Source organism: Myxacorys almedinensis A, from assembly GCF_010091945.1.
Taxonomy (GTDB): domain Bacteria; phylum Cyanobacteriota; class Cyanobacteriia; order Leptolyngbyales; family Leptolyngbyaceae; genus Myxacorys; species Myxacorys almedinensis.
In genome coordinates this window covers 1-21,376 of record NZ_WVIE01000028.1, presented here as the reverse complement: position 1 = coordinate 21,376, position 21,376 = coordinate 1, and the positions used below count along the sequence as shown (strand labels likewise).

Genomic DNA, 21,376 nt, shown 5'->3' with positions numbered 1-21,376 from the left:
TTTTAACAGGTTCTCCGAGAAAGTAGCAGGTTCTCCGAAAAAGAAGTTGTCGTAAATAACCAACAGGTGCGGCGATTTGTCAGTCTCCTAAACACCAGGTCAGCAGCGCTACAACGCCTACTGCCATTAGCCAAATGGGAACATGTAACCCGCGAAGAATATCTAAGGGAATCAGAAGCGTACGGGTCAGCAGTACTCCGATGAATAGAACCACAGTTGAAAGCATGAACAACAGCATCATCTCACCTTGCTAGATTTCGATACGTTTACGGAATGTAGCACTCCTCGAAAGTGGATTAAGCGATGGAGCAGGTTTAGGCAAAAACCCATACATCTAAACTCAGGAGATAAACTAAGGAGAACGTTAAGTCGAGATATTTTCAGCTATTTTTAGCCTGATTCATCGATTGTACTGAGATTTATAGAATTAGACACGCAGAAGAAATTGCCGTGAGCATGGCTGATCCCATCGGTAATTTTACTAATAATGAAAGCCATTGCCCGTTTACCGTAAATGTTTAAGTAATGAGTATTTTTAAGCAAGGTTTCGAGATGAACCGTTGGCACAGGCCGTGGATGAGCAGGCTACAGACTGGCAGCGGATGGATCATTAGTTTTATGCTTCTTGGCAGCGTTGCCACGGTCGCTCAGCCTGCAACTTTTGGAGCGCTAACCTTGGGAGCAACGTCAATGTCGGGTGCGCTGTCTGGGTCAACGGGGGGCAATACCTCTCTTCCGGCGATCGTGAGTAACCGCGATCGTCACGGCAGAAATTGTTTAGGCTACGGTGATCCCAACCCTGATCACACTCTAATTTTGCAAAAGCCTGCTGCTAAACTGAGACTCGCGATCGCAACTGGGGGCAGCAATATGACCATTGTGGTGGCAGGTGCAAACGGTGTGTTTCGGTGTGGCGACTCTGGGATCTTAGAAGATGGGGACTGGCAGACAGGAACCTATCAAGTTTGGGTTGGAACAGTAGAGCCAAATAAAAGCCGCAATTATCGCTTGACGGTGCAGGGGAATGAATAGGGTAAAGCTTTTTATCCTGGTAGGCTGACGGGGACTTTGTACGCCTCGTTAAACCGGTGTTAAATGTGTAAACCAGCGACCAAATGTGTGACAACCCTCTGGGTAGCGCCTCAGATCAATGAGGGCTACCCATGGGCATTGGAACTGTTGAGTTAGCTAGCAAACGATCCTGAGAACCAGCCGCCATCGGTCAGTTGATACCAACCACCCGAAGAGCGAACGACCCGTACCCGCTCACCCAGATAGAGAGGTCTGCCGTTGAGGCTATACCCAGTTCCAGGGCCATTGCGGACGTTAACAACGCTACCCGTAACCGTTACCACTCGGTCTACTGGAGTGCCGCCTCCACCCGTGCCACCGCCTGCGGTGGTCGCGTAGGCATCTGAGAACCAGCCGCCATCGGTCAGTTGATACCAACCACCCGAAGAGCGAACCACTCTCACGACTTCACCTAGGTAGAGGGGTCTGCCGTTAAGGCTATACCCGGTTCCAGGGCCATTGCGAACATTAACAACGCTGCCTGTGACACGAACGCGGAGATCGATTGGTGCTCCGCCACCACCTGTGCCAGAAGCGCTGGTGTAGTTGGAGGCAATCCAGCCGCCACTGCTGAGGCGATACCAGCCACCCGAAACGTCGCTGACTTCCACGGTCTGACCGTTGCTCAAGCCGCCAATGACGGCATAGCCTGTGCCAGGACCAGAGCGAATATTCAAGCCCGATGCGGTTACTACTGCCGGAAACGCACTCGCGCTAGGAGCGTGAACCAACAGTGTGGTCGCTAAGAGCAACCCTGTCAGCCCAACAGATGCCGCCGCCGGAACCGTTAGCCCTAGGTCTTTGAGCGATCGCACTTGAAGATCGGGTGAGGGATCTTCATGAGCAACGGCAGCTTCAAGATATGCAAAAGTTTCCATAGAATGTGAATTCCCCGATTATTAACCCTGTGGAATTTAGACTCAGAAAAACCAACTCTGCTCCGGATTTCTACGGAACAAAAATTAGCGTTGTTTAACAAACTTCTTTTTTTGAGTAAAAACCCTGAGACTAGATTGCTTAAATTATCTAAGCCATGTCAAGGATTTTCCATAAAGAAAAGTAAAAGATTTTTTGCGAAAGAGGAGTAAAGCTTTGAACTAGCTGAAAACACTCAGATTTAAAGCTTGAACGAGGGTTTCTACCAAAAATAAACCTGCCACCGAGTTTCCCGTTTGGTCAATCGCCGGACTGTAACAAGCGATCGCACCTTGTCTCGGCACGATCGCTAACAGCGCCCCGCTCACGCCTGACTTCATCGGTAACCCAATGCGTACCGCCAAGGCTCCAGAGACTTCGTATAGCCCACACGTCAGCATTAAGGCATTCACCGTGCGCTGATGCTGAGCCGCGATCGCGTTTGAGTGAGCCAGTAAAAGACCGAGGTGAGCCAAATCAGCAAGGGTGCCTGACAAGCAGCAGATGTGGTTGTAGGTATCGATCGCCGTTTCAAGCTGATCTAAATGAGTCGCCTTCTGCAACAGCCGGGCAATCGTTCGATTGGTCTCATTGGTGAGCGATCGCACCGAATGTAGCATCATCTGATTGACCACAAGCTGAGTCTGAGCCTGCGTATTGAGCCACTGCCGAAACGTTTCGCAGCGAGTCTTTCCAGAGTCACCCGACACAAAAGAGGTGAGCGCGATCGCGCCGCTATTGATCATTGGATTACGGGGAAATCCCTGATCCAACGTTAGTTGAGCCACTGAATGAAAGGGCTGATCAGAAGGCTGCATTCCCACATGCCGAAATACAGCTTCTGCACCCCATTGCTCTAGGGCAAACAGTAAGAGAAACGGTTTGACAACACTCATCAGCGCCAACGGTTGAGCGGTGTCTCCAGAGACAAAACAGCGCCCCTCCACGGTTTGAACTTGGATTGCTAGGGTGTGAGGGTTGGCTTGAGCAAGTTGGGGAATGTAGTCAGGCAGATGCCCCTTGGAGGTCAGCGATCGCGCTTGGGCGACCCAATCATCTAGCTGGGATTGGGAAAGCAGTGCCAGACTCATAGGAAGATTCGATTCACCTCTTTTCCCTAGTTATCTAACTTCGTTAAACTCGATCGTGTCGGCTGTATAGTCAATGGGCAAGACCACCATCAGATTCTCGTTTGGGCTAGGAATATAGTGAGATGACAAAAATAACTTATCCCCTTCTTTGTATGAACTCATTTTTTTGGCTGCCTCAATGCCTGCCTCAACCGCTATTTTGACTTCAGACACAGCGCCACGCACCACAATTGTGATGTATGCTCCGCTGACGCGCTCCATCTCGACAAGGGTGACGCGAGCCGCTTTACACATCACATCTGCGACTGAGAGGGCAGGCGGTAACCCGCGCACCTCAACCATTCCAACGGCGTAGCTCATGAACGAAACTCCCTTCCAGATTCCAATACCTAAGATTATTGCAGCATCACGGGGGTTTGGCAGAATGATTTGGCTTTTAGGACTGATTAGTAGAGCTTATACCGTGCTCAGGGCAAGAGCTTCAGCCACCGGAACGAACGCAGCAGCCGTTAAAAGTCCGTGTGGGTTTCGTTGGTTTGCTTCAACCGAGCTAGCACTTCGACCACCGGAATGATCCCCAATTCTCCTGCCGCGCGAGTTCGGATGCTAAGCGAATTTGCCTCTACTTCTTTTGCGCCTACAATTGCCATCACCGGAATTTTGTCTTTTTCAGCGTTACGAATGAGTTTCCCTAAGCGATCGCCGCTCCGATCCACTTCTGCCCTAGCTCCGATCGCAAGGAGTTGGGCTGCCACTTGGTTGGCAAACGGCAGAAACTCATCGCCCACTGCTAAGAGGCGCACCTGCACCGGAGCTAACCACACCGGAAAATCTCCTGCATACTCCTCGATCAAAATTCCGATCAGGCGCTCTAGCGACCCAAACGGCGCACGATGAATCATCACGGGGCGTTTGCGCGTGCCGTCATCCGCCACATATTCGAGGTCAAACCGTTCGGGCAGGTTGTAATCGACTTGTACGGTTCCGAGTTGCCACTCGCGATCGAGGGCATCTTGGACGATAAAGTCTAATTTAGGACCATAAAAGGCAGCTTCACCCATGCCTTCAAAATGCTCCATTCCCAAGGTCTCGACGGCTCGACGAATTGCACTTTCTGCCTTATCCCAAGCCTCATCGCCGCCGATGTATTTATCAGAATTGGGGTCACGAAAACTCAAGCGAGCCTTGAAACTTTTGAGTTGCAGCGCTTGAAACACGGTCTGGATCAGATCCACCACTTTGAGGAATTCGTCATCAAGTTGCTCAGGTGTGACGAACAAGTGAGCATCATCTTGCGTAAAGCCGCGTACCCGCATCAAGCCGCCCAGTTCCCCAGATTGCTCGTAGCGATAGACCGTGCCAAATTCTGCCAGTCGCATCGGTAGTTCTCGGTACGATCGCAGGTCGCTCTTATAAATTTGAATATGAAATGGGCAGTTCATCGCCTTGAGCACAAAGCCTTGCTCGTTGGCTTCAGCGTCTGCGTCTTCTGCCATCATCGGAAACAGATCGTCTTTATATTTCTGCCAGTGACCTGACACCTTAAACAGATCCACCCGTCCGATATGGGGCGTAACCACGGGCTGGTAGCCACGCTTAAGCTGCTGCTGTTGCAAGAAATTTTCCAGGGTAGAGCGGATGATGGTTCCTTTCGGAGTCCACAATGGCAAGCCAGGACCGACCAAATCAGAAAAGATGAACAAGCCTAGTTCTTTGCCCAGCTTACGATGGTCGCGGCGAATGGCTTCTGCTTTGCGGCGCTGATATTCGGCTAACTGTTCGGGCGATTCCCAAGCGGTGCCGTAAATGCGCTGAAGTTGTGCCTTGGTTTCGTCGCCGCGCCAGTAAGCGCCCGCGACCGATTCTAGCGCGATCGCATCGGGATCTAATTCAGCCGTGTTTGCCACATGCGGCCCAGCACACAAATCCCACCATTGATCGCCTAAGTGATAGATCGTGATTGGCTCTTGCTTAATGTCGCCTAAAATTTCTAGTTTGTATGGCTCTTGGATCTGTTGAATACGCTGCTGGGCTTCTGCGCGGCTGACTTCTTCACGAGTCACCGGCAACTGGCGACGAATAATCTTCGTCATCTCTTTTTTAATCGCCTTGAGATCTTTTTCGGTAAATGGCTCTGGGCTATCAAAATCGTAGTAAAAGCCATTTTCGATCCACGGTCCGATCGTGACCTGCACCTTGGGAAACAGCTTTTGCACTGCCATCGCCATCACATGAGACGTGGTATGACGAATCTTTTGCAGGGCTGCTGATTCGCTGGTTTTGGGCAGATGAATTTTGTCGGGGGATTCGGCAGACATGGCTTGACTCGATCGCAAGGGCATAAAGGTTTCAACGGGGTAACTATTTTCGAGCGCGCAAAAGCGTGTCTCGATCAGGGGGATGGGCGTTACCGCTTATCTATCTTATCGAGACAATAGATTTCCTGCTTAGTTTTCAGGAATTTCAGCTAAACTGAAAAAAGATTACGAAATGTAAAGACTATTAGCATCTGCTGACAACATAAAATTAAACATTTACCAAATGTTCGACTCTAATTTTCCCGATTCCAATCTGCTCAAAACGGTGCTAGAGCCACTTTTAGAAGATTTTCAGTACTGGTTTGCGCGATCGCGCACGTTGCTAGAATCTGATGCGATCGCGTTTCTGACCGAAGCGCAACAGACCGACCTCCTGCAACGGGTCACCCACGCCTATCAAGAAGTGCTGACGGCGCAGTTGCTCCTCAAGGCAACCAACGGACAGGCAGGGGTAGACACCTCACTTCTCATGGCTTGGCATCAACTCGTTTCAGACTGTTGGCAGGTTAGCATGCGCCTGCGCGCTGAGAAATCTCGATAGAAAGTGGGCATCATTTTGGCTAGCGTACCGATATCTCTCTCAGAATGGATGGAAGAATCGAGGAAAATCTGAGAGACTGTTAGATAACATAGAGAAAAATTCTCATAATCTTTAAAATCGAGTTTAGCGAAAATTCCGATAGGTTCGCTAGGCTTTTAAGCCCCCCATTTAGTCTACGTCGATCAGCGAGAGGCGCTATGATACTCCACCTACTTTACATTCTAGCTTTCACGATTCTTGCATTCTTGGCGGTTGGCAATCTGATTCGCAATTTACTGACTCTCGGCATCGAGTCTCACCGGCAATATCCTTCCAATCGTGGTGGGCACGCCTCTACCATGCGTTCGGTGCCTCATCCAGAGTTGTTAGACTCTGAAGGCAGAATGGTGAATGAGCCACTTTTGGTTATGAAGTCGATGACGGTAGAAGATGCACGGGAGCAGTTAGATGCCCTATACAACTCTTCGCCGGGAAGTGACCCCTTCCGCGAAGACGCCTAGCCCCAAAACGCGATACAACGAAAGAGGAAAGACCTATGCCGGTTTTTCCTCTTTTGCGTTATGTGGGGCGAGTAAACGATGACGAATCCTTCCGAAAAACCACCAGAACCCAAGTCGCCGTCTTCGTGGGTAAAGAAAATGCAGGCGGCGGTGGGAGACAGTCTGTCGAGTGTTACCAAGTTTTTACCGATTGAGCAGGCAACCCAAACGGTGACGGGTTGGTTTAAGGTTGATGAAGCTGAAGTGACCGAGATTTTGCAAAAGGTGCGATCGCAGTTGCCGACAACCGAAGCGCTGCTGGTGGGGAAACCACAGGCAGGTAAAAGCTCGATCGTGCGGGGGCTAACCGGAGTTCCATCCGACATTATTGGTCAGGGCTTTCGTCCCCACACTCAATACACCGAGCAATATAACTACCCAACTGACGATTTGCCACTGATCATTTTCACCGATACGGTGGGATTGGGAGACGGGCGGCAAGAAACATCGAGTGTGATTCGTGAATTGGTTGGAGAGCTTGCCAAAGACCAAACAGAGAAACGGGCACAAGTTCTGATTCTCGCCGTTAAAATCAATGACTTTGCCACAGATACGCTGCGGCAAATTGCCCAACAGATTCAGCAACAGCATCCTGAGGTGCCATGTTTACTGGCGGTAACCTGTTTGCATGAGCTTTACCCTGCTGACGTTACCGATCATCCCCCTTACCCACCTAGGGTTGACGATATCGATCGCGCCTTTGCAGAAATTCAGCGTAGCTTTGAGGGGTTGCACGATCGGGCGATATTGATCGATTTCACCCTCGAAGAAGATGACTTTAACCCGATGTTTTACGGCTTGGAACCGTTGGTCGAGGCGTTGGCAGACTTGCTGCCCGAAGCCGAAGCTCGAACCATGGCACAGCTTTTAGACCATCGAGAAGCCGGACAGCAGATTGGCAATATTTACCGAGAAGCGGGGCGGCGCTATATTCTGCCGTTTTCAGTGATGGCGGGCACATTGGCGGCGATTCCACTGCCGTTGGCAACGATGCCCGTGTTGACTGCCCTGCAAGTGTCGATGGTGGGGGCGTTGGGGAAATTGTATGGGCAGACGCTCAATCCTTCGCAAGCAGGGGGAGTAGTCAGCGCGATCGCGGGAGGATTTTTGGCCCAAGCGATCGGGCGAGAGTTGGTGAAATTTATTCCCGGTTTTGGTAGTGTAATTGCGGCATCGTGGGCGAGTGCGTATACTTGGGCGCTTGGGGAAGGGGCGTGTGTGTATTTTGGTGATTTGATGGGCGGACGAAAACCTGACCCTCAGCGCATTCAAGAAGCGATGCAAGAATCCTTTGAAGTGGCGAAAGAGAGATTTAGAAATCCTAAAAAAAATTCTAAAAAGCAGTGAATGCAGCAATCACTCCAGCATCAATTGACGCAATTCACCGTTGAGCCACTCGGCAAATAAACGCTGAATAATTTGTTGCCGAATCTCATCGGTCAACTGTGCCGGAATGTGTTCTTCAACGAGTAATAAATGATGCCCTTGGTCGGTTTGAATTGGGCGCACAACTTGAGATAACGTGCCTGAAAATGCGGCTGCTGAAAGTTCTGGAACCAAGCTCCAGCGATAGTGCCAGCCTTCATAGCCGCACTGATGGCGGCGCTTTTCTTGAACGTCGTACAAATGAGCCGCTTCGTAAAAACTGATTTCTTTTTCGTCAATTTGATAAAATAATTCTTGCGCGAGTTGGGCGTAAGGAACCACGATTTGATAAAGCAAGACGCGATCAAATTCGAGTTGATGCTGAATAAAAAAGCGTTCAACTTCTTTGGAAAAAAGGGTGGTTGCGAGTTTATCAGCAAGGATGCGATCGCGAATTCCTGCTTCCCAATCTTCCGCCGTCATCAGTTGAGTATTAAGCCAATTTAACGTATCTGACGCCTTTTCTAAATGATGTTCTCGGCGCGTGCGATCGGCATCCGCCTGAATTTCGTCACTGCTTACACTCACTCCGCATTCTTGAGCCGCTTCATAAACAGCACGGCAAACCAATATCTGTCGATAGGCTTCCCGAAGTTTAAGGTTTTTTTTCAAATAGTAAATAACGTCGTCTGGTGCAACTGAAATTCCCGCAAAATTAACCATTCTTCGACTGCTTCTAAACGATAAATTTGACCTCATCGTCTTGGTTCTATACTAACAGTGGAAGTAAGCCATTGAAAGCCCATTTAAGCTTTCAATGGCTAAGAATTAGGTGAGTTTGAACCTCAATGCACCTAATTCAATCTCTCCCTACACTTTAGTAGTAAAAGTAAGGGAAACCGTAGCTAACTTTCTTCTGGTAGATACTCGAAACGTTAGCAGCAACCGCAACATTACCATACGAGATGTTGCCACCCCAATAATAACTGCTATTGTTGCCTGCGTAAGCATCAGCATCTTGGTCAACGTGAGCGTAATTTCCACCTGCGATCGCGGTGTTTTCAGCCGTTTCTAAATAGCTCAAGTCGGAAATAACCATGATAGTTCTCCGTGGTTTAAGTGAATGGGTGTGTGGTGATGGGTGATCTATTACCAGAAGTAATAGCCGTACTTTTTCTTAAATTTGTACTGCGTGATGTGGGAAGTGTTGAGCGCGACTGCCGTATTTCCGTAAGAAATATTGCCGCCGTAGTAGCTAGAGTTGTTGCCAGCAGCAGCATAGGCATCTTGGTCAACGTAAGCGTAATTTCCACCTGCGATCGCAGCATTTTCAGCCGTTTCTAGATAGCTCAAGTCAGAAATAATCATGCTGATTCTCCGTGTTTTTGAATTAATCGGTATGTGGTGATGACTGATCTATTACCAGAAGTAATAGCCGTACTTTTTCTTAAAGCTCAACTGCGTGATGGTGGAAATATTCAGCGCGACTGCTGTATTTCCGATGGAAACATTGCCGCCATAGTAGCTAGAGTTGTTGCCAGCAGCAGCATAGGCATCTTGGTCAACGTGAGCGTAATTTCCACCTGCGATCGCAGTATTTTCAGCCGTTTCTAGATAGCTCAAGTCAGAAATAATCATGATCGTTCTCCGTGTTTTTGGGTTGATGGGTGTGTTGCTAATTAGTAGTGGAAGTAATAGCCGTAGCCTTTCTTGAAACTGTACTGTGAGATGGCGGAAACGTTGAGCGCAACTGCCGTGTTTCCGATAGATTTGTTGCCACCGTAGTAGCTGTAGTTGTTGCCAGCATAAGCATCAGCATCTTGGTCAACGTAGGCGTAGTTTCCACCTGCGATCGCGGCGTTTTCAGCAGCTTCTAAATAGCTCAAGTCAGAAATAGTCATTGTCATTCTCCTGGTTTGTATTGAAAGCAGTAGCAAAGTTGAAAAATTAGAGACTGATTTGAGTGATGGTTGCAATGTTAAGGGCTATGGCAACATTACCAATTGACCAACTTTTCCAACCAAAAGCGTTACCTACTGTGGCATTTGCGCCCTGAGATAGAGAAGCGAGATTGCCATATTTAAAGGAGTAATTACCCCCTTCAATGTCGGAATTCTCAGACATTTCTTCTAAGTAACTCAAATCAGAAATTTTCAACATTTCTCTCTACCTCATGAAGTTTTTTCTGAAACAGCTTTAATCTAGCTGTTGATAACAGTCTATTTTTATAAGCGAGATAAGTGTTACCAATTTGGTAGTTTTTCAGAATAAACTTTTGAGCAATATAGCGGCTCTATTTAAGCTATAGAATTTGAGTTACAGAATATGCAGAGTGTTAGATTTTGGCTAATTGAAAAGGCGAAAAATTGACTATCATGAGCTATTTAGGTTTTGTTAAACAACAAAAAAGCCGCATCAAAATAGTAATATCCTGACGCGGCAATAGACTAGATCTTAGGCTCAAATCAAGACGATGAAGCCATAGTGAAGCTATAAAGACCTACGACCGATTCTCCTTCAGGAGATGTCCCTGAAAGCCTGTACGTTTCACTATATCCATTTGATGAATACCGTTGACTTACCCTCTCAGCAGTGATGTCGTGAGGCAGGACTCCAAAAAAGCTGCACCACGGTTGGGTGAGATCGCCCAATACTAAGGCGCCTCCCGATAGATGAGAAGAATCAGACAAAAGTTCGCAATAGCTCAAATCTGAAATTGACATAAAATTCCTCCGATTTAAACATGAATTATCTTCGTAGATTCACAACCTCATATCCACCCTCAAAATCTGAAAAATGCGCGAGATAAGCGAGATCCACCCTGAACTTGTTTTGCCTTTTGATCAAGCAATTCTAAATATCCCAGGTCTGCTAATTGGTTCAAGCAGCCTTCAGAAGACTCTGTTGTTTCAACTGTTTTATCATTCTTGAAGTGCTCTAAATGATTTCGATTAAGTTGTTTTACATTGCAGTTTTCTTTGAGTAGTCGATTATAAGTTGTATAGGGAATATAGTGCAGAGGATTATAGCCACCAAAGCGCAAAATCAAAACACATGCCCAAGAATATTTCCCCGCTAAAATTGCCTCAACAACTTGCTTAAATTGTTCTGGCTGCATAGCTTTATCAATTCCGCGCTCACGAGATGGGGGGCAAAAAACTTGTCCGTTCATGTCAACTTTCTCCATAACTTAAGATGTAGGCAACAGAGCGCCCTATCTGATCACTGATCTGATTGCCGATCTGATCAATAAGCGCCGGAACCTGTACAGTCGCGAACCGTATGCAGTCAATCGAGTATCAAGGTGTTTACAAATTCATGCCGCCTTGGAGTTGTTTGAGCGGGTCGAGCAACACATCAACAATGCGGCGATTGCGAGTAATAATTTCTGCCGTTGCGGTTTGTCCAGCTTTGAGGGCGATTTTTTGGCGATCGCGGGTGGTTGCGTCTGCGGTGTGTTCGGGGCTAAGTGCAGCCTGATCAACCTGAATCTCTAGGCGGTAGACCTGCCCACGCTGTTCATCTAAGTGAGTATCTTGAGAAATCTTCGTCACTTTGCCCGGAACCATGCCGTAGTCTTGATAGGGAAAAGCATCAAACTTAAGCTGAACTGTCATTCCAGGTTTAACAAAGCCTGCTTCTTGGTTGGGCAGCACGGCTGAGAGTGTGAGCGGCTGATGGCTGGGCGCAATTTCGGCTAATGCTTGCCCGGTTTGCAGCACTTCACCCGGATGCTTGACATTTAAGGTAGAAACAACGCCGCTCACAGGAGCATAGACAAAGCGTTGTTTTAACTTTGTCTGTGCTGTTTTGATTTGCGTCATCAATCCATCTATTTTTGCGTGTTGCTGAGTAATTTGAATTTCTAGCTGCTGAAACTGCTGTTGCGATTCAAGCTGTACTTCTTTAACCTCAGCTTGTTTTTGGGTTAACTCGCTCTGCAACCGCTCCACGATCGCTGTATTTTTTTGCAAACTGCCCTGGTGTTCGGTAATGGTGCGCTGACGATCGCGCAGGCTTTGCTCAGCCGAAAAGATATATTCTTGCGCGATCGCACCTTCCTGAACCAACGGCTGCAACCGCTCTAACCGTTCTGTTTGGGCAGAAACATCGGTTTGGAGTTGATCGATCAAGGCTTGGGAGGTCATTGCCTCTGAGCGCGCTTGCTTAATATCACCCTGATGCATGGCTGTTTTTTCCTGCGCCATTAGCGTGCGTAGATTTGCCTGCAAACGGTTTTGCCCAAGCATAAATTGCATCTGTTGCAATTCGGTTTGGGCAGATGCTAATTCTCGCTCTAGCCGCTCAATATCGTAGAGCGCAACATCATTGTCAAGCTCGGCAATTGCCTGTCCGGCTTTGATGGCTTGCCCTTCTTTGACAAAAACGTGCTGTATCTTCCCTAGCTCGCTCGATTGCACCTTGTATGCCTGTCCCTTTGGCTCTAATTTGCCTTGGGCGTGGGCAACTTCGTTGATTTGACCAAACCATGCCCACGCTGCAAAACAGGTGCAAAACACAATGCCTCCGAGGGTAAATCGGATCGGCAGAGTAGAGGGGGGCTGATCGAGCATTGTTTGCAGAGAATCAGACCATTGAGATGGTGAGATTCCTACGCCCTGCTCGGATGGTTTTAGCTGCTCTGGTGGGGGTAAAGGGTGCGGCTCAAATACTGGAGTTCGCCGCTTTTGAGGGACAGGATTTAACATAGCCGTGCCTCGAATAGTGGGATTTTAAAGACTGCTTTTGTTCATTGGAGCGCGAAAAGCTGAATGGGATTTATGCCTGCCCTTCTTAAGGGTAAAAGCGACACTTTCTCAGGTGTTACCAAATTGGTAGTTTTTTGGGTGGAGGTGAGGCACCCCATTCCTAAAAAATGCGTTTTCAACGATCTCCTCAAGATAGGGGACAGCCGTTGAAGCGTTGAGTTGGAGAAAAACATTCTGGCGATCTGAAACGTGCATCAGTCCTGTGCGTCAGTTCTACAAATCTAGTTCTACACGTCTAATTGTTGTTGTGCCAGGTGGTAGTACAATCCCTGCTTATCTAGTAAGTCTTGATGGGTTCCCTGCTCGATGAGGATGCCTTGATCTAACACCAATACCCGATCGGCATGGCGAACGGTGGACAGCCGGTGAGCAATGATAAAGGTGGTGCGCCCTTGGCTGATTCTGGCTAGATTTTGCTGAAAGCGGCGCTCAGACTCGGTATCGAGAGAACTGGTGGCTTCATCTAAAATTAGAATTGCTGGGTTGCCCAAGAGGGCGCGTGCGATCGCAATTCGCTGCCTCTGTCCGCCCGATAAATTGGTGCCCCGTTCTCCGACTTTGGTGTTGTAGCCCAACGGCAATTCTTGAATAAATGCATGGGCTTCTGCAAGTTTGGCAACTTCGATCGCGGCTTCTAAACTATGTTCAGAACGATAAAGTTGAATGTTTTCTAACACCGTGCCAGAGAATAAGAAACACTCTTGCGGCACAACCCCAAGCTGCGATCGCAAGGAGCTAGGAGAAACATGCTGAACGTCGTGCCCATCAATGCAAACACGACCGTTGGAGGGCGTATAAAACGCTTGCAACAGTTTAATCAGGGTGCTTTTTCCCGATCCGCTCCGACCGACGATGGCGATCGTTTGCCCCACCTCGACATGGAAGGAAAGATTTTGCAGGATATACCCTTCATTGGTGTCTTCGTAGCGGAAGTTAACTTGCTCAAACCGGACATCACCCTGAATGGGTGGCAAAATCAACATGGGGCGACTCGTCAGTTCTTCGGGCTGGGCAAGCAGAACGTCGTTTAACCGCTCCACCGAGATCACCACTTCTTGCAACTCATCCCAAAAGCCCACGATCGCCAAAACGGGCGTGAGCACGCTGCCAATCATCAAATTAAAGGCAACAAATTGACCGATGGTGAGTTGTCCGGCAATCACGAGACTTGCCCCATACCAGAGCAGTGCTGTACTGCCGATCGCGTTGATCAATCCGCTAGAAATTTGTAGCCCATTGGCGAGCTTTTGCCCTCGAAATCGAGCGTTGAGCATTCTCGTCAGCCGATCTTCCCAGCGCCAGCGAACTTCTCGCTCGGCGGCGGCGGTTTTCACCGTAGAAATGCCAGTCATCATCTCGACGAGGAGCGAGTTTTGGTCAGCCGTTTCATTAAACACATCCCGCGACACTTTGCGTAACCAAGGGGTTGCAATAAGCGCCAAAATCACAATGGGCGGAATCAATGCCACCACCAGCAGCGCCAGCCGCCAGTTGTAATAAAACATCAATCCTAAATACACAATTGCCATTGATCCGTCTAGCCAAGTAGAAACGGCTTGACGAACGAGAAATAGCTGAATTTTCTGATTTTCCTGGACTCGCGTTAAAATGTCTCCCACATGGCGCGATTCAAAGAATTTCAATGGCAACCGCAATGCATGACCAATAAATCCGCTAATCAGAGATAGATCGATGCGGTTAGAAAAATAATCTAGCAAATACTGACGAATGCCTGTCATGCCGACGCGCCAGATGCTAAACATCAGCAACCCGACCGCAAACACATTCAGCGCCATTAAACTCTTTTGAGTGACAACGCGATCGAGGATCACCTGCGTGAATAGCGGCGTCACCAGCCCAAACAATTGAATTAACAGCGAAATAAGAATGACTTGCGCCAATACAGAGCGGTATGACCACAGCAATCCTGAGAATCGCTGTAAAGATGGCGCTTCATGTTCAACCACATAGAGATCATCGGTGGGATCAAGCAGCAGCCCATAGCCTGTCCAATGGGTCAAAAATGCCTGACGAGGTAGCGATCGCGATCCTCTCGCCGGATCGGCGACAAGCACCTGATTGCCTTTGATGCGATATACTACAACGTAGTGATCGCCCTGCCAGTGGGCGATCCAAGGATTTGTCTGTTCTGCCAAGCGGTCTAAACTTGCCCGAATCGGTTTCGCCTGAAAGCCAACTTGCTCGGCTGCGATCGCTAAGTTCTTCAACGACGCACCCGATCGGCTTACTCTCGCCTGTTCCCGCAGGGCATTGAGGCTGAGCCGTGTGCCCCAGTATTGCCCAATCATCGCAAGGCAGGTGACGCTGCAATCCGTTTCGCTTTGCTGCTGGATAAAGGGATGGCGTTGCCAAAATCGTCGCTTGTAGCGTGACTTAGTAGGTTTCGGAAATTGCAGAATGGTTGTTTCAGGTTTCTGCTGCTTACTGTTTCTTTTATGACGTTTAGCCTGTCCTGTATGGGTGGATGGATGGCTGTCTAAATCTGAGTCTTGGGTAAATAAATCGGCTTTTGATAGTGTCTTTTGTGAGGGTAGATGGGCTGCTAGCGGCACAGAGTGAGTTGCGGGTGCTGTTGCGGGGTGCTCACTGCTGGTCGCGCGCTGCCAATTTAAAGTAGAAATTTTATACAGCCACACATCTGTTTGGGCAACCCAGTCAGGGGTCGGATCTTGCCACTGGCTGCCGATCTCTAGGGGCGGCTCGGAGGGCTGACCTTCCTCACGTTGGCGTTCTTGGCTCTGAAGCTCACGGCTCTGAATCTCGCCCCTGCGTAACCAAAAAAGCCCGTCCTGGCAGGCTTCTAGCTGCGCTAAGCGAGTGCCCTGCGGCAGGTGAATGTCTTCAACAAACCCCACCAAGCCTTGAATCTGAGCCGTTGGCTGCTTGCTAATTTCCGTTTGAGTTTTGAAGAATATTAATCGCTGTCGCTGAAGCGTCTGTTGCTGCAACGCTTCTTGCAGGTGGGGAAAGCGCTCTAGCGTCTGATGCGAAAGTTTAGCAACTTGACCCGCACTTGCAGCGATCGCAGTGTAAGACAAAGCAGCATCGCAATATAGATGGTCGGCTCCAAATATTGCGCCTTCTTCTAGCACCAAAACCGAGGTTTCTGCGTGCTGCTGCACGTTCCACCCTAAAAACCGCAGTCGCCCTTGAAGAATTAAGTACACATCACGGGTATTAGGTTCACCATAAGCAGAATTCTGAGACTGATCCGGATTAGCGTACTGGTAGACAGGATCACCCAATTGAAATGAAACGAATTCTAACTCACGAGCAAGATCAGCAGTTTGAGAATCCGTTAGAGAAGCAAAAAGCCTAGACGCTGTAACTGCTGCTTGAGCAGTTTCTTGGTTAAGTGGAGACCGAAACCGAACAGGAAATCCTGTCTGTTGTTTCATAGCCTAATCCTCAATAGAGCAATCACCAAAATTGCAGAGAGAAATGGAATTCTCTACGCAGCGGATCTTAAAATTAGAACAGCCTGTGTTTGTTGAGAGCTTGCCTAAGTCTGGTTGGAGCGGAGGTTAGAAAGCACTGATTTTGCAGGAACAAGAACGCCACCAAATGGGCATGGCAGGCAATCTTACAAATTCTGTCGTTGGAACACTATTTCGGAAACTATTTCGGAATATTGATAATCTTCAAACTTGCCGATTTACAAGTCGCTAGACTTGCCACTGTGATAAATGCTTAGCTCTGCGCTAACGCTCACCCAACGTTTATCTACTGTGATAACGCTTACAAATCGACCAAGGCTGGTTCGGAGGAAGTGAGATCTAGCTCACCAAACTGACTCAACTGAGCGCGGATTGTAGCTTAAGCCGGGAAAGGCAATGATCCACGATCGCGCTTGATCCACTGCAAGGTTAGTTGTTTTAATTCAGCCCGTCAAGGCAATCTAAATATAAATTAAAAATAAATTCAGAAAAAGTATAAACTATTGATCCCCATATGACCATTCCTTCCTGAGCCGTATATAACGATTCAAAGATATAGGTGCAGTCAGTCTTAGCGATTTCCTTTATGATGATTTGTACTTGTTTTATGAGTTACCATCCATCATGGCAATCCTTTCTAACTTACAAAGTGCATTGAGCCACGGGCGCGCCCTTAAGATTATCAGTGGTTTAGCTAATTTTGATCGCGATCGCGTTGCTGCTGTTGTTACGGCTGCTGATCGTGGCGGTGCTACGTTTGTTGATATTGCTGCCGATCCGGCTTTGGTTGCCTTGGCGCGCCGCCTAACGACCCTACCGATCTGTGTTTCGGCGATAGATCCCACGTTGTTTGTGGCGGCGGTCGATGCAGGCGCAGACTTAATTGAAATTGGCAACTTTGATAGCTTTTACGCGCAGGGCATGCGGTTTGAAGCCGCTGAGGTGCTGGCGATGACGCATGCCACCCGTCAGTTGCTACCAACGATCCTGTTGTCGGTGACGGTTCCTCATATTCTGCCGTTGGATCAGCAAGTTCGGTTGGCAGAAGCGTTGGTCAATGCAGGGGCAGATATCATTCAAACGGAAGGCGGCATGGGGTCGAGTCCGGTGCATTCGGGGTCGCTTGGGTTGATCGAAAAAGCGGCTCCGACGTTGGCAGCAGCGTATGAGATTTCTCGGGCGGTGAGTGTGCCTGTGGTGTGTGCGTCGGGCTTGTCGAACGTTACGGCTCCTTTAGCGATCGCATCTGGGGCATCGGGAATTGGGGTCGGAACGGCAATCAACAAGCTGGATAGCGAGGTTGCCATGATTGCGGCAGTGCGATCGCTGGTCGAATCGTTGGCGACGGTAAACCGGGTGCCAGCTAAGGTTTAACTCAAGGTCACTTCGCCCGTGCTAAGAGGTATGCTTTCGCTAAAGGTCTAAATTAGCAAAAACCGTAACGCTACGAAAACGAGGCGCTACGGTTTTGCTAACAGTTCTTAGAAATATCAGATCAACTAAAGCAAATCGGTTAGAACAGCCGAAAGATGAACGGATATTTGAATGCTTCGTCAGGGTTAGTAACACAATGTAGCAACGCTAAAATTGTAAGACCCCAATGAATTAGAAATCCTAAAGCGATGACTGGAAAGAATAGAACGCCACCTAACCCAAACGTAATAAAGGATAAAATTCCAATCGGAACACCAATCACGGCTCCCCAGAACCAAACATTGAAATGGAAGTTGATCGACTCTTTAGCGTTCTGCTTTACCACCGGATCGTCTGACAGCAAATTGACAGCGATCGGCACTCCGATCGAGAGAAAGGTGGTGCTAAAAAAAATCGCTGCATGACTTAGACAAGATAGCAATTTGCGTTTGCCAGAATCGTAAGTGCTTTGCATCCTGGGTTGCTCCTAAACTCTTTATTCTTTCTAGGTTTATCGTAACTGACACGCACTGCCTGCGATAGTGAAGTTTACCGTACTTAGACGGGTTGCGGATATTTACTTTAGATAGATTAATTTCGTCATAAATGACATGGGTCGAAGGGAGGATGAGAAATGCCCATCTGATGGGTAAGGTATCGCTCCTTAGTTTGGGCGATTTCAAGGGTTGTTGGAGCATCCTATCAATGCATCAAAACTGCATCAAAACTGCGAAGTTTCGGTTTAATCTTACCTACTGAGTTGGCGTATGGTTCTTGTAATTGCGGGTGATCGCAGTGGCGTTGGCAAAACAACTGTCACGTTATCTTTGTTAGCTGCCTTAAGGCAAGAAGGATCAGTCGTTCAATCGTTTAAGGTGGGACCCGATTATATCGATCCGATGTTTCATAGCGATGTAACTGGGAGAGCGTGCCGCAATCTCGATCCAGTCTTAACGTCTGAACGGTATGTGCAACAGTGCTTTTCAACTCATAGTCAATCGGCTGACTATGCCTTAGTTGAAGGAGTGATGGGGCTGTTTGATGGAGCCGCCGGAACACCAGATTTTGCCAGCACTGCCCACATTGCTCGCTTGCTCGATGCGCCCATTTTATTTGTTGTCGATTGCAGTCGGTTGTCGCAATCGATCGCGGCGATTATTTACGGCTATCGATCATTTGATCCGCGTTTGCAATTTGCTGGTGTGGTGCTCAATCGAGTTGGTAGCGATCGCCATTTGGACTTGCTCACCGCCGCGATCGCACCCCTCAATATTCCGGTTCTCGGTGTTTTGAGACGAGATGATCACATTCAAATTCCCGATCGCCATTTAGGGTTAGTGCCCACGGGTGAACTCAAGGAACTGAATGCCCTGATCGATCGCTTTGCTCACGTCGGGCAAACGTGCTTCGATTGGTCGCTGCTAAAGCCGTTATTCCGAACCTCTGCCGCCACCTGCGCCCCACCCGTTGCGGTGTGCTCGTCTGTCCGTCTTGCGATCGCGCGCGATGCCGCCTTCAATTTTTACTATCCTGACAATCTAGAGTTGCTGCAACACTTGGGGGCAGAGCTTGTGCCGTGGAGTCCGATGCAGGATGCGGAGTTGCCTGCTGAGATTGGCGGGCTATATTTTGGGGGCGGTTTTCCCGAAGTTTTTGCTCAAGAGCTTGCAGACAATCAGACGATGCGAACCTCTGTTAAAGCTGCGATCGCGGCGGGGATGCCGACCTATGCAGAGTGTGGAGGGCTGATGTATTTATGCGATCGCGTGACTGATTTTGGCGATCGTTCGTTTCCCATGGTCGGCACTCTTCCGACCACGGCGGTGATGGGCAAACGGCTGACTCTGGGTTATCGCCGTGCGCGGGCGCTGCACAACACTCCCCTGCTGCCTCAAGGTGCGATCGTCCAAGGTCACGAATTCCACCGTTCCCATCTTGCGATCGCGCCCGATCATCCCCTGTTTGAATTCTCCTCGCCCTACTCTACAGCCGCTGCTTCATGCCCTACCTCCGAAGGTTGGCATCTTCCCCATCTTCACGCTTCCTATCTTCATCTCCATTGGGGGGCAACTCCAAAGTTACCCGCCCGATTTCTTCAGCAGTGTCAGCGCTATGCTGCTAACCAGCGTCCCTAATTCCTATCTAAAGGCAGAATTGTTCTCCATCTCAGGACTGATAAACTCTAGGGGCTAATTTGAAATGATTAGATTATCTATGCCAAATTTAGGAAACAGCATAAAGTCGAAATAGCAATTAACATACAAAATCTACGCGATTGTGCTGCAATGATGAACGTTAGCGCAGCAAATCTCTGTTGTGGTATGGAGACACTTGTATTAATGGCAAGTTTTATGGATTAAATTTATTTCTGCATTAACTGTTGATCTCCTTAAAAGAAAGGAACTGAAATGCTAGGTGAGGAACTTTAAACGCTAAAGGGAGGTCAAAGACTGTATTTGCCGAATTTATTCTCAAGCTTTTTTAGTTGTTTCAATGTTAGAAATTTGCATGAAGTCTATTAAACACCTCGCTACGGTTGCTTTTGTTAGTCTGTGTTCGTTTGGTTTGGTTGCCTGTGAGGGTGCTTCCCTTCAGTCTGCTGCCGATGCCGATCAATCGACACCCGCCTCTGCAAGCCCAGACAATTCAAGCTCAAATAATCAGCGATCGCAGGCTTCACCCAACCCTGCTGCCTCTCAACCCCTTGACCGAAGCTGCACCTCTATAGATCAGGGCTTTGGCGCACCCGGAACTGTGAATGTGCGAGCAGAAGAAGTTGTGAACGGGCTGGAGGTGCCTTGGGGAATTGCGTTTTTGCCAAACAACGAGATGCTAGTGACTGAGCGCCCCGGTCAAGTTCGGCTGGTGCGAAATGGTCAGCTTGAGTCTAACCCGGTTGCAACGCTGCCTGTCAGCGATCGCGGCGAAGGAGGATTGCTGGGCATTGCCACTCACCCAGATTTTGCAACTAATCGATTGTTCTACCTTTACTACACTGCCCAAGGCGGAACCCCAGCCAATCGTGTGGAGCGGTGGCGGTTGGCTGAAGATCGGCGGAGTGCTGTGCGCGATCGCGTGATTCTCGATAATATCCCGGTGGCGGTGGTGCATAATGGCGGTCGCATCCGCTTTGGTCCAGATGGCATGCTCTACATTGCCACAGGCGATTCTAGAGAGCCGCAAGAGTCTCAAGATGTGAATAGTTTGGCGGGCAAGATCTTGCGCGTTACGCCAGATGGGCAAGTTCCGCCGGATAACCCGTTTCCCAACAATCCAGCGTTTATAACCGGGGTACGGAACTCGCAGGGCTTTGATTGGGCAAATCCATCGACCTTGTGGGTGGCAGATCATGGTCCCAGTGGGGAGTTGGGTCGATCGGGTCGGGATGAGATTAATGTGGCGCGAGCCGGGGATAATTTGGGCTGGCCTACGATCTATGGGTGTCAGACGCAGGAAGGATTGGTGGCTCCGGCGCTGACGTGGAATTCTGCTGTACCCCCTGGAGGGGCTGCTGTTTATACGGGCGATGCAATTCCAGAGTGGAAGGGGAGTCTGATTGTGGGGACGCTCGGTTCTCGCCATTTGCACCGCGTGGCGTTCGATCCAAATAATCCCGGTCAGGTGCAGCGCAATGAGGTGTATCTGCGCGGCGAGTGGGGACGCCTGCGGGAAGTGGTGATGAGTCCTGATGGCGAGCTTTATGTGACTACGAGCAATTGTGATGGGCGTGGAGATTGCCCAGCCGACCAAGACAAAATTCTTCGGATCACGCGGTGAGGAGGTCAGGCTAAACAGGGCAGGGATGAATTTAGGAAAGCGCTTAGCTCGACTTTATCCAATTCAAGCAGCGTAGCACAGGAGGCTAGACCAGCAATCCAACAAGGCTTTTGGTATTT

22 protein-coding genes are annotated in these 21,376 nt (G+C 48.9%); 7 read left to right on the top strand and 15 right to left on the bottom strand.

What is annotated here, in order from left to right:
* Window positions 1-79: 79 nt before the first annotated feature.
* The gene (locus GS601_RS18790) at window positions 80-226 is read right to left on the bottom strand and encodes a hypothetical protein (RefSeq protein WP_162424834.1); all 147 of its coding nucleotides are present in this window, start codon (window positions 224-226) and stop codon (window positions 80-82) included.
* A gap of 392 nt (window positions 227-618) precedes the next feature.
* Between GS601_RS18790 and GS601_RS18785 the strand changes: the two genes are divergently transcribed.
* Complete coding sequence (locus GS601_RS18785; RefSeq protein ID WP_162424833.1) at window positions 619-1,032, top strand: hypothetical protein; 414 nt, start codon at window positions 619-621, stop codon at window positions 1,030-1,032.
* A 152-nt stretch (window positions 1,033-1,184) separates the two neighbouring features.
* Here the strand turns inward: GS601_RS18785 and GS601_RS18780 are convergent, their stop codons facing one another.
* The 4 genes from GS601_RS18780 to thrS all read right to left on the bottom strand — a co-directional run bounded on the left by GS601_RS18780 (window position 1,185) and on the right by thrS (window position 5,419).
* Window positions 1,185-1,949 (bottom strand): SH3 domain-containing protein, encoded by a 765-nt coding sequence (locus GS601_RS18780; protein ID WP_162424832.1) that lies wholly within the window; start codon window positions 1,947-1,949, stop codon window positions 1,185-1,187.
* 219 nt (window positions 1,950-2,168) lie between these two features.
* Window positions 2,169-3,077 carry a glutaminase A gene (gene glsA, locus GS601_RS18775; RefSeq protein WP_162424831.1) on the bottom strand — a complete coding sequence of 303 codons (909 nt, stop codon included), beginning with the start codon at window positions 3,075-3,077 and terminating at the stop codon, window positions 2,169-2,171.
* 30 nt (window positions 3,078-3,107) lie between these two features.
* Window positions 3,108-3,437 (bottom strand): BMC domain-containing protein, encoded by a 330-nt coding sequence (locus GS601_RS18770; RefSeq protein ID WP_162424830.1) that lies wholly within the window; start codon window positions 3,435-3,437, stop codon window positions 3,108-3,110.
* A 149-nt stretch (window positions 3,438-3,586) separates the two neighbouring features.
* Window positions 3,587-5,419, bottom strand: coding sequence for a threonine--tRNA ligase (gene thrS, locus GS601_RS18765; protein ID WP_162424829.1), 1,833 nt, complete (start codon window positions 5,417-5,419; stop codon window positions 3,587-3,589).
* A gap of 199 nt (window positions 5,420-5,618) precedes the next feature.
* On the opposite strand from thrS, the gene GS601_RS18760 reads away from it, so the two are divergent.
* The 3 genes from GS601_RS18760 to GS601_RS18750 all read left to right on the top strand — a co-directional run bounded on the left by GS601_RS18760 (window position 5,619) and on the right by GS601_RS18750 (window position 7,822).
* The gene (locus tag GS601_RS18760; RefSeq protein ID WP_162424828.1) at window positions 5,619-5,936 is read left to right on the top strand and encodes a DUF2605 domain-containing protein; all 318 of its coding nucleotides are present in this window, start codon (window positions 5,619-5,621) and stop codon (window positions 5,934-5,936) included.
* A 197-nt stretch (window positions 5,937-6,133) separates the two neighbouring features.
* Entirely contained in the window at window positions 6,134-6,436 is a 303-nt protein-coding gene (locus GS601_RS18755) for a DUF2973 domain-containing protein (protein ID WP_202925204.1), read from the top strand.
* 78 nt (window positions 6,437-6,514) lie between these two features.
* On the top strand, window positions 6,515-7,822 hold the full coding sequence (locus GS601_RS18750; protein ID WP_162424827.1) for a YcjF family protein: 1,308 nt from the start codon (window positions 6,515-6,517) through the stop codon (window positions 7,820-7,822).
* Window positions 7,823-7,831: 9 nt separating this feature from the next.
* Here the strand turns inward: GS601_RS18750 and GS601_RS18745 are convergent, their stop codons facing one another.
* The 9 genes from GS601_RS18745 to GS601_RS18705 all read right to left on the bottom strand — a co-directional run bounded on the left by GS601_RS18745 (window position 7,832) and on the right by GS601_RS18705 (window position 16,028).
* Entirely contained in the window at window positions 7,832-8,563 is a 732-nt protein-coding gene (locus GS601_RS18745) for a peptidylprolyl isomerase (protein ID WP_162424826.1), read from the bottom strand.
* Between the two features lie 154 nt (window positions 8,564-8,717).
* Entirely contained in the window at window positions 8,718-8,939 is a 222-nt protein-coding gene (locus GS601_RS18740) for a hypothetical protein (RefSeq protein ID WP_162424825.1), read from the bottom strand.
* A 50-nt stretch (window positions 8,940-8,989) separates the two neighbouring features.
* Entirely contained in the window at window positions 8,990-9,208 is a 219-nt protein-coding gene (locus GS601_RS18735; RefSeq protein WP_162424824.1) for a hypothetical protein, read from the bottom strand.
* A 51-nt stretch (window positions 9,209-9,259) separates the two neighbouring features.
* Entirely contained in the window at window positions 9,260-9,478 is a 219-nt protein-coding gene (locus tag GS601_RS18730) for a hypothetical protein (protein ID WP_162424823.1), read from the bottom strand.
* A 41-nt stretch (window positions 9,479-9,519) separates the two neighbouring features.
* A complete protein-coding gene (locus GS601_RS18725) occupies window positions 9,520-9,741 on the bottom strand; it encodes a hypothetical protein (RefSeq protein WP_162424822.1) in 222 nt (73 codons plus the stop codon).
* A 46-nt stretch (window positions 9,742-9,787) separates the two neighbouring features.
* Window positions 9,788-10,000, bottom strand: a complete 213-nt coding sequence (locus GS601_RS18720) for a hypothetical protein (protein WP_162424821.1) — start codon at window positions 9,998-10,000, stop codon at window positions 9,788-9,790.
* A 622-nt stretch (window positions 10,001-10,622) separates the two neighbouring features.
* Window positions 10,623-11,012, bottom strand: a complete 390-nt coding sequence (locus GS601_RS18715; protein WP_162424820.1) for a HetP family heterocyst commitment protein — start codon at window positions 11,010-11,012, stop codon at window positions 10,623-10,625.
* A gap of 136 nt (window positions 11,013-11,148) precedes the next feature.
* Window positions 11,149-12,549: a beta-barrel domain-containing protein gene (locus tag GS601_RS18710; RefSeq protein ID WP_162424819.1), complete on the bottom strand. Its 1,401-nt coding sequence runs from the start codon at window positions 12,547-12,549 to the stop codon at window positions 11,149-11,151.
* A 287-nt stretch (window positions 12,550-12,836) separates the two neighbouring features.
* Entirely contained in the window at window positions 12,837-16,028 is a 3,192-nt protein-coding gene (locus GS601_RS18705) for a peptidase domain-containing ABC transporter (protein ID WP_162424818.1), read from the bottom strand.
* A gap of 663 nt (window positions 16,029-16,691) precedes the next feature.
* Between GS601_RS18705 and GS601_RS18700 the strand changes: the two genes are divergently transcribed.
* On the top strand, window positions 16,692-17,441 hold the full coding sequence (locus GS601_RS18700; protein ID WP_162424817.1) for a DUF561 domain-containing protein: 750 nt from the start codon (window positions 16,692-16,694) through the stop codon (window positions 17,439-17,441).
* Between the two features lie 139 nt (window positions 17,442-17,580).
* On the opposite strand, the gene GS601_RS18695 is transcribed toward GS601_RS18700, so the two are convergent.
* Window positions 17,581-17,955 (bottom strand): DUF4870 domain-containing protein, encoded by a 375-nt coding sequence (locus tag GS601_RS18695; RefSeq protein ID WP_162424816.1) that lies wholly within the window; start codon window positions 17,953-17,955, stop codon window positions 17,581-17,583.
* A gap of 292 nt (window positions 17,956-18,247) precedes the next feature.
* On the opposite strand from GS601_RS18695, the gene GS601_RS18690 reads away from it, so the two are divergent.
* Window positions 18,248-19,615, top strand: coding sequence for a cobyrinic acid a,c-diamide synthase CobB (locus GS601_RS18690; RefSeq protein WP_162424815.1), 1,368 nt, complete (start codon window positions 18,248-18,250; stop codon window positions 19,613-19,615).
* Window positions 19,616-19,988: 373 nt separating this feature from the next.
* Window positions 19,989-21,257: a PQQ-dependent sugar dehydrogenase gene (locus tag GS601_RS18685; RefSeq protein WP_162424814.1), complete on the top strand. Its 1,269-nt coding sequence runs from the start codon at window positions 19,989-19,991 to the stop codon at window positions 21,255-21,257.
* The last annotated feature ends 119 nt before the right edge of the window (window positions 21,258-21,376 follow it).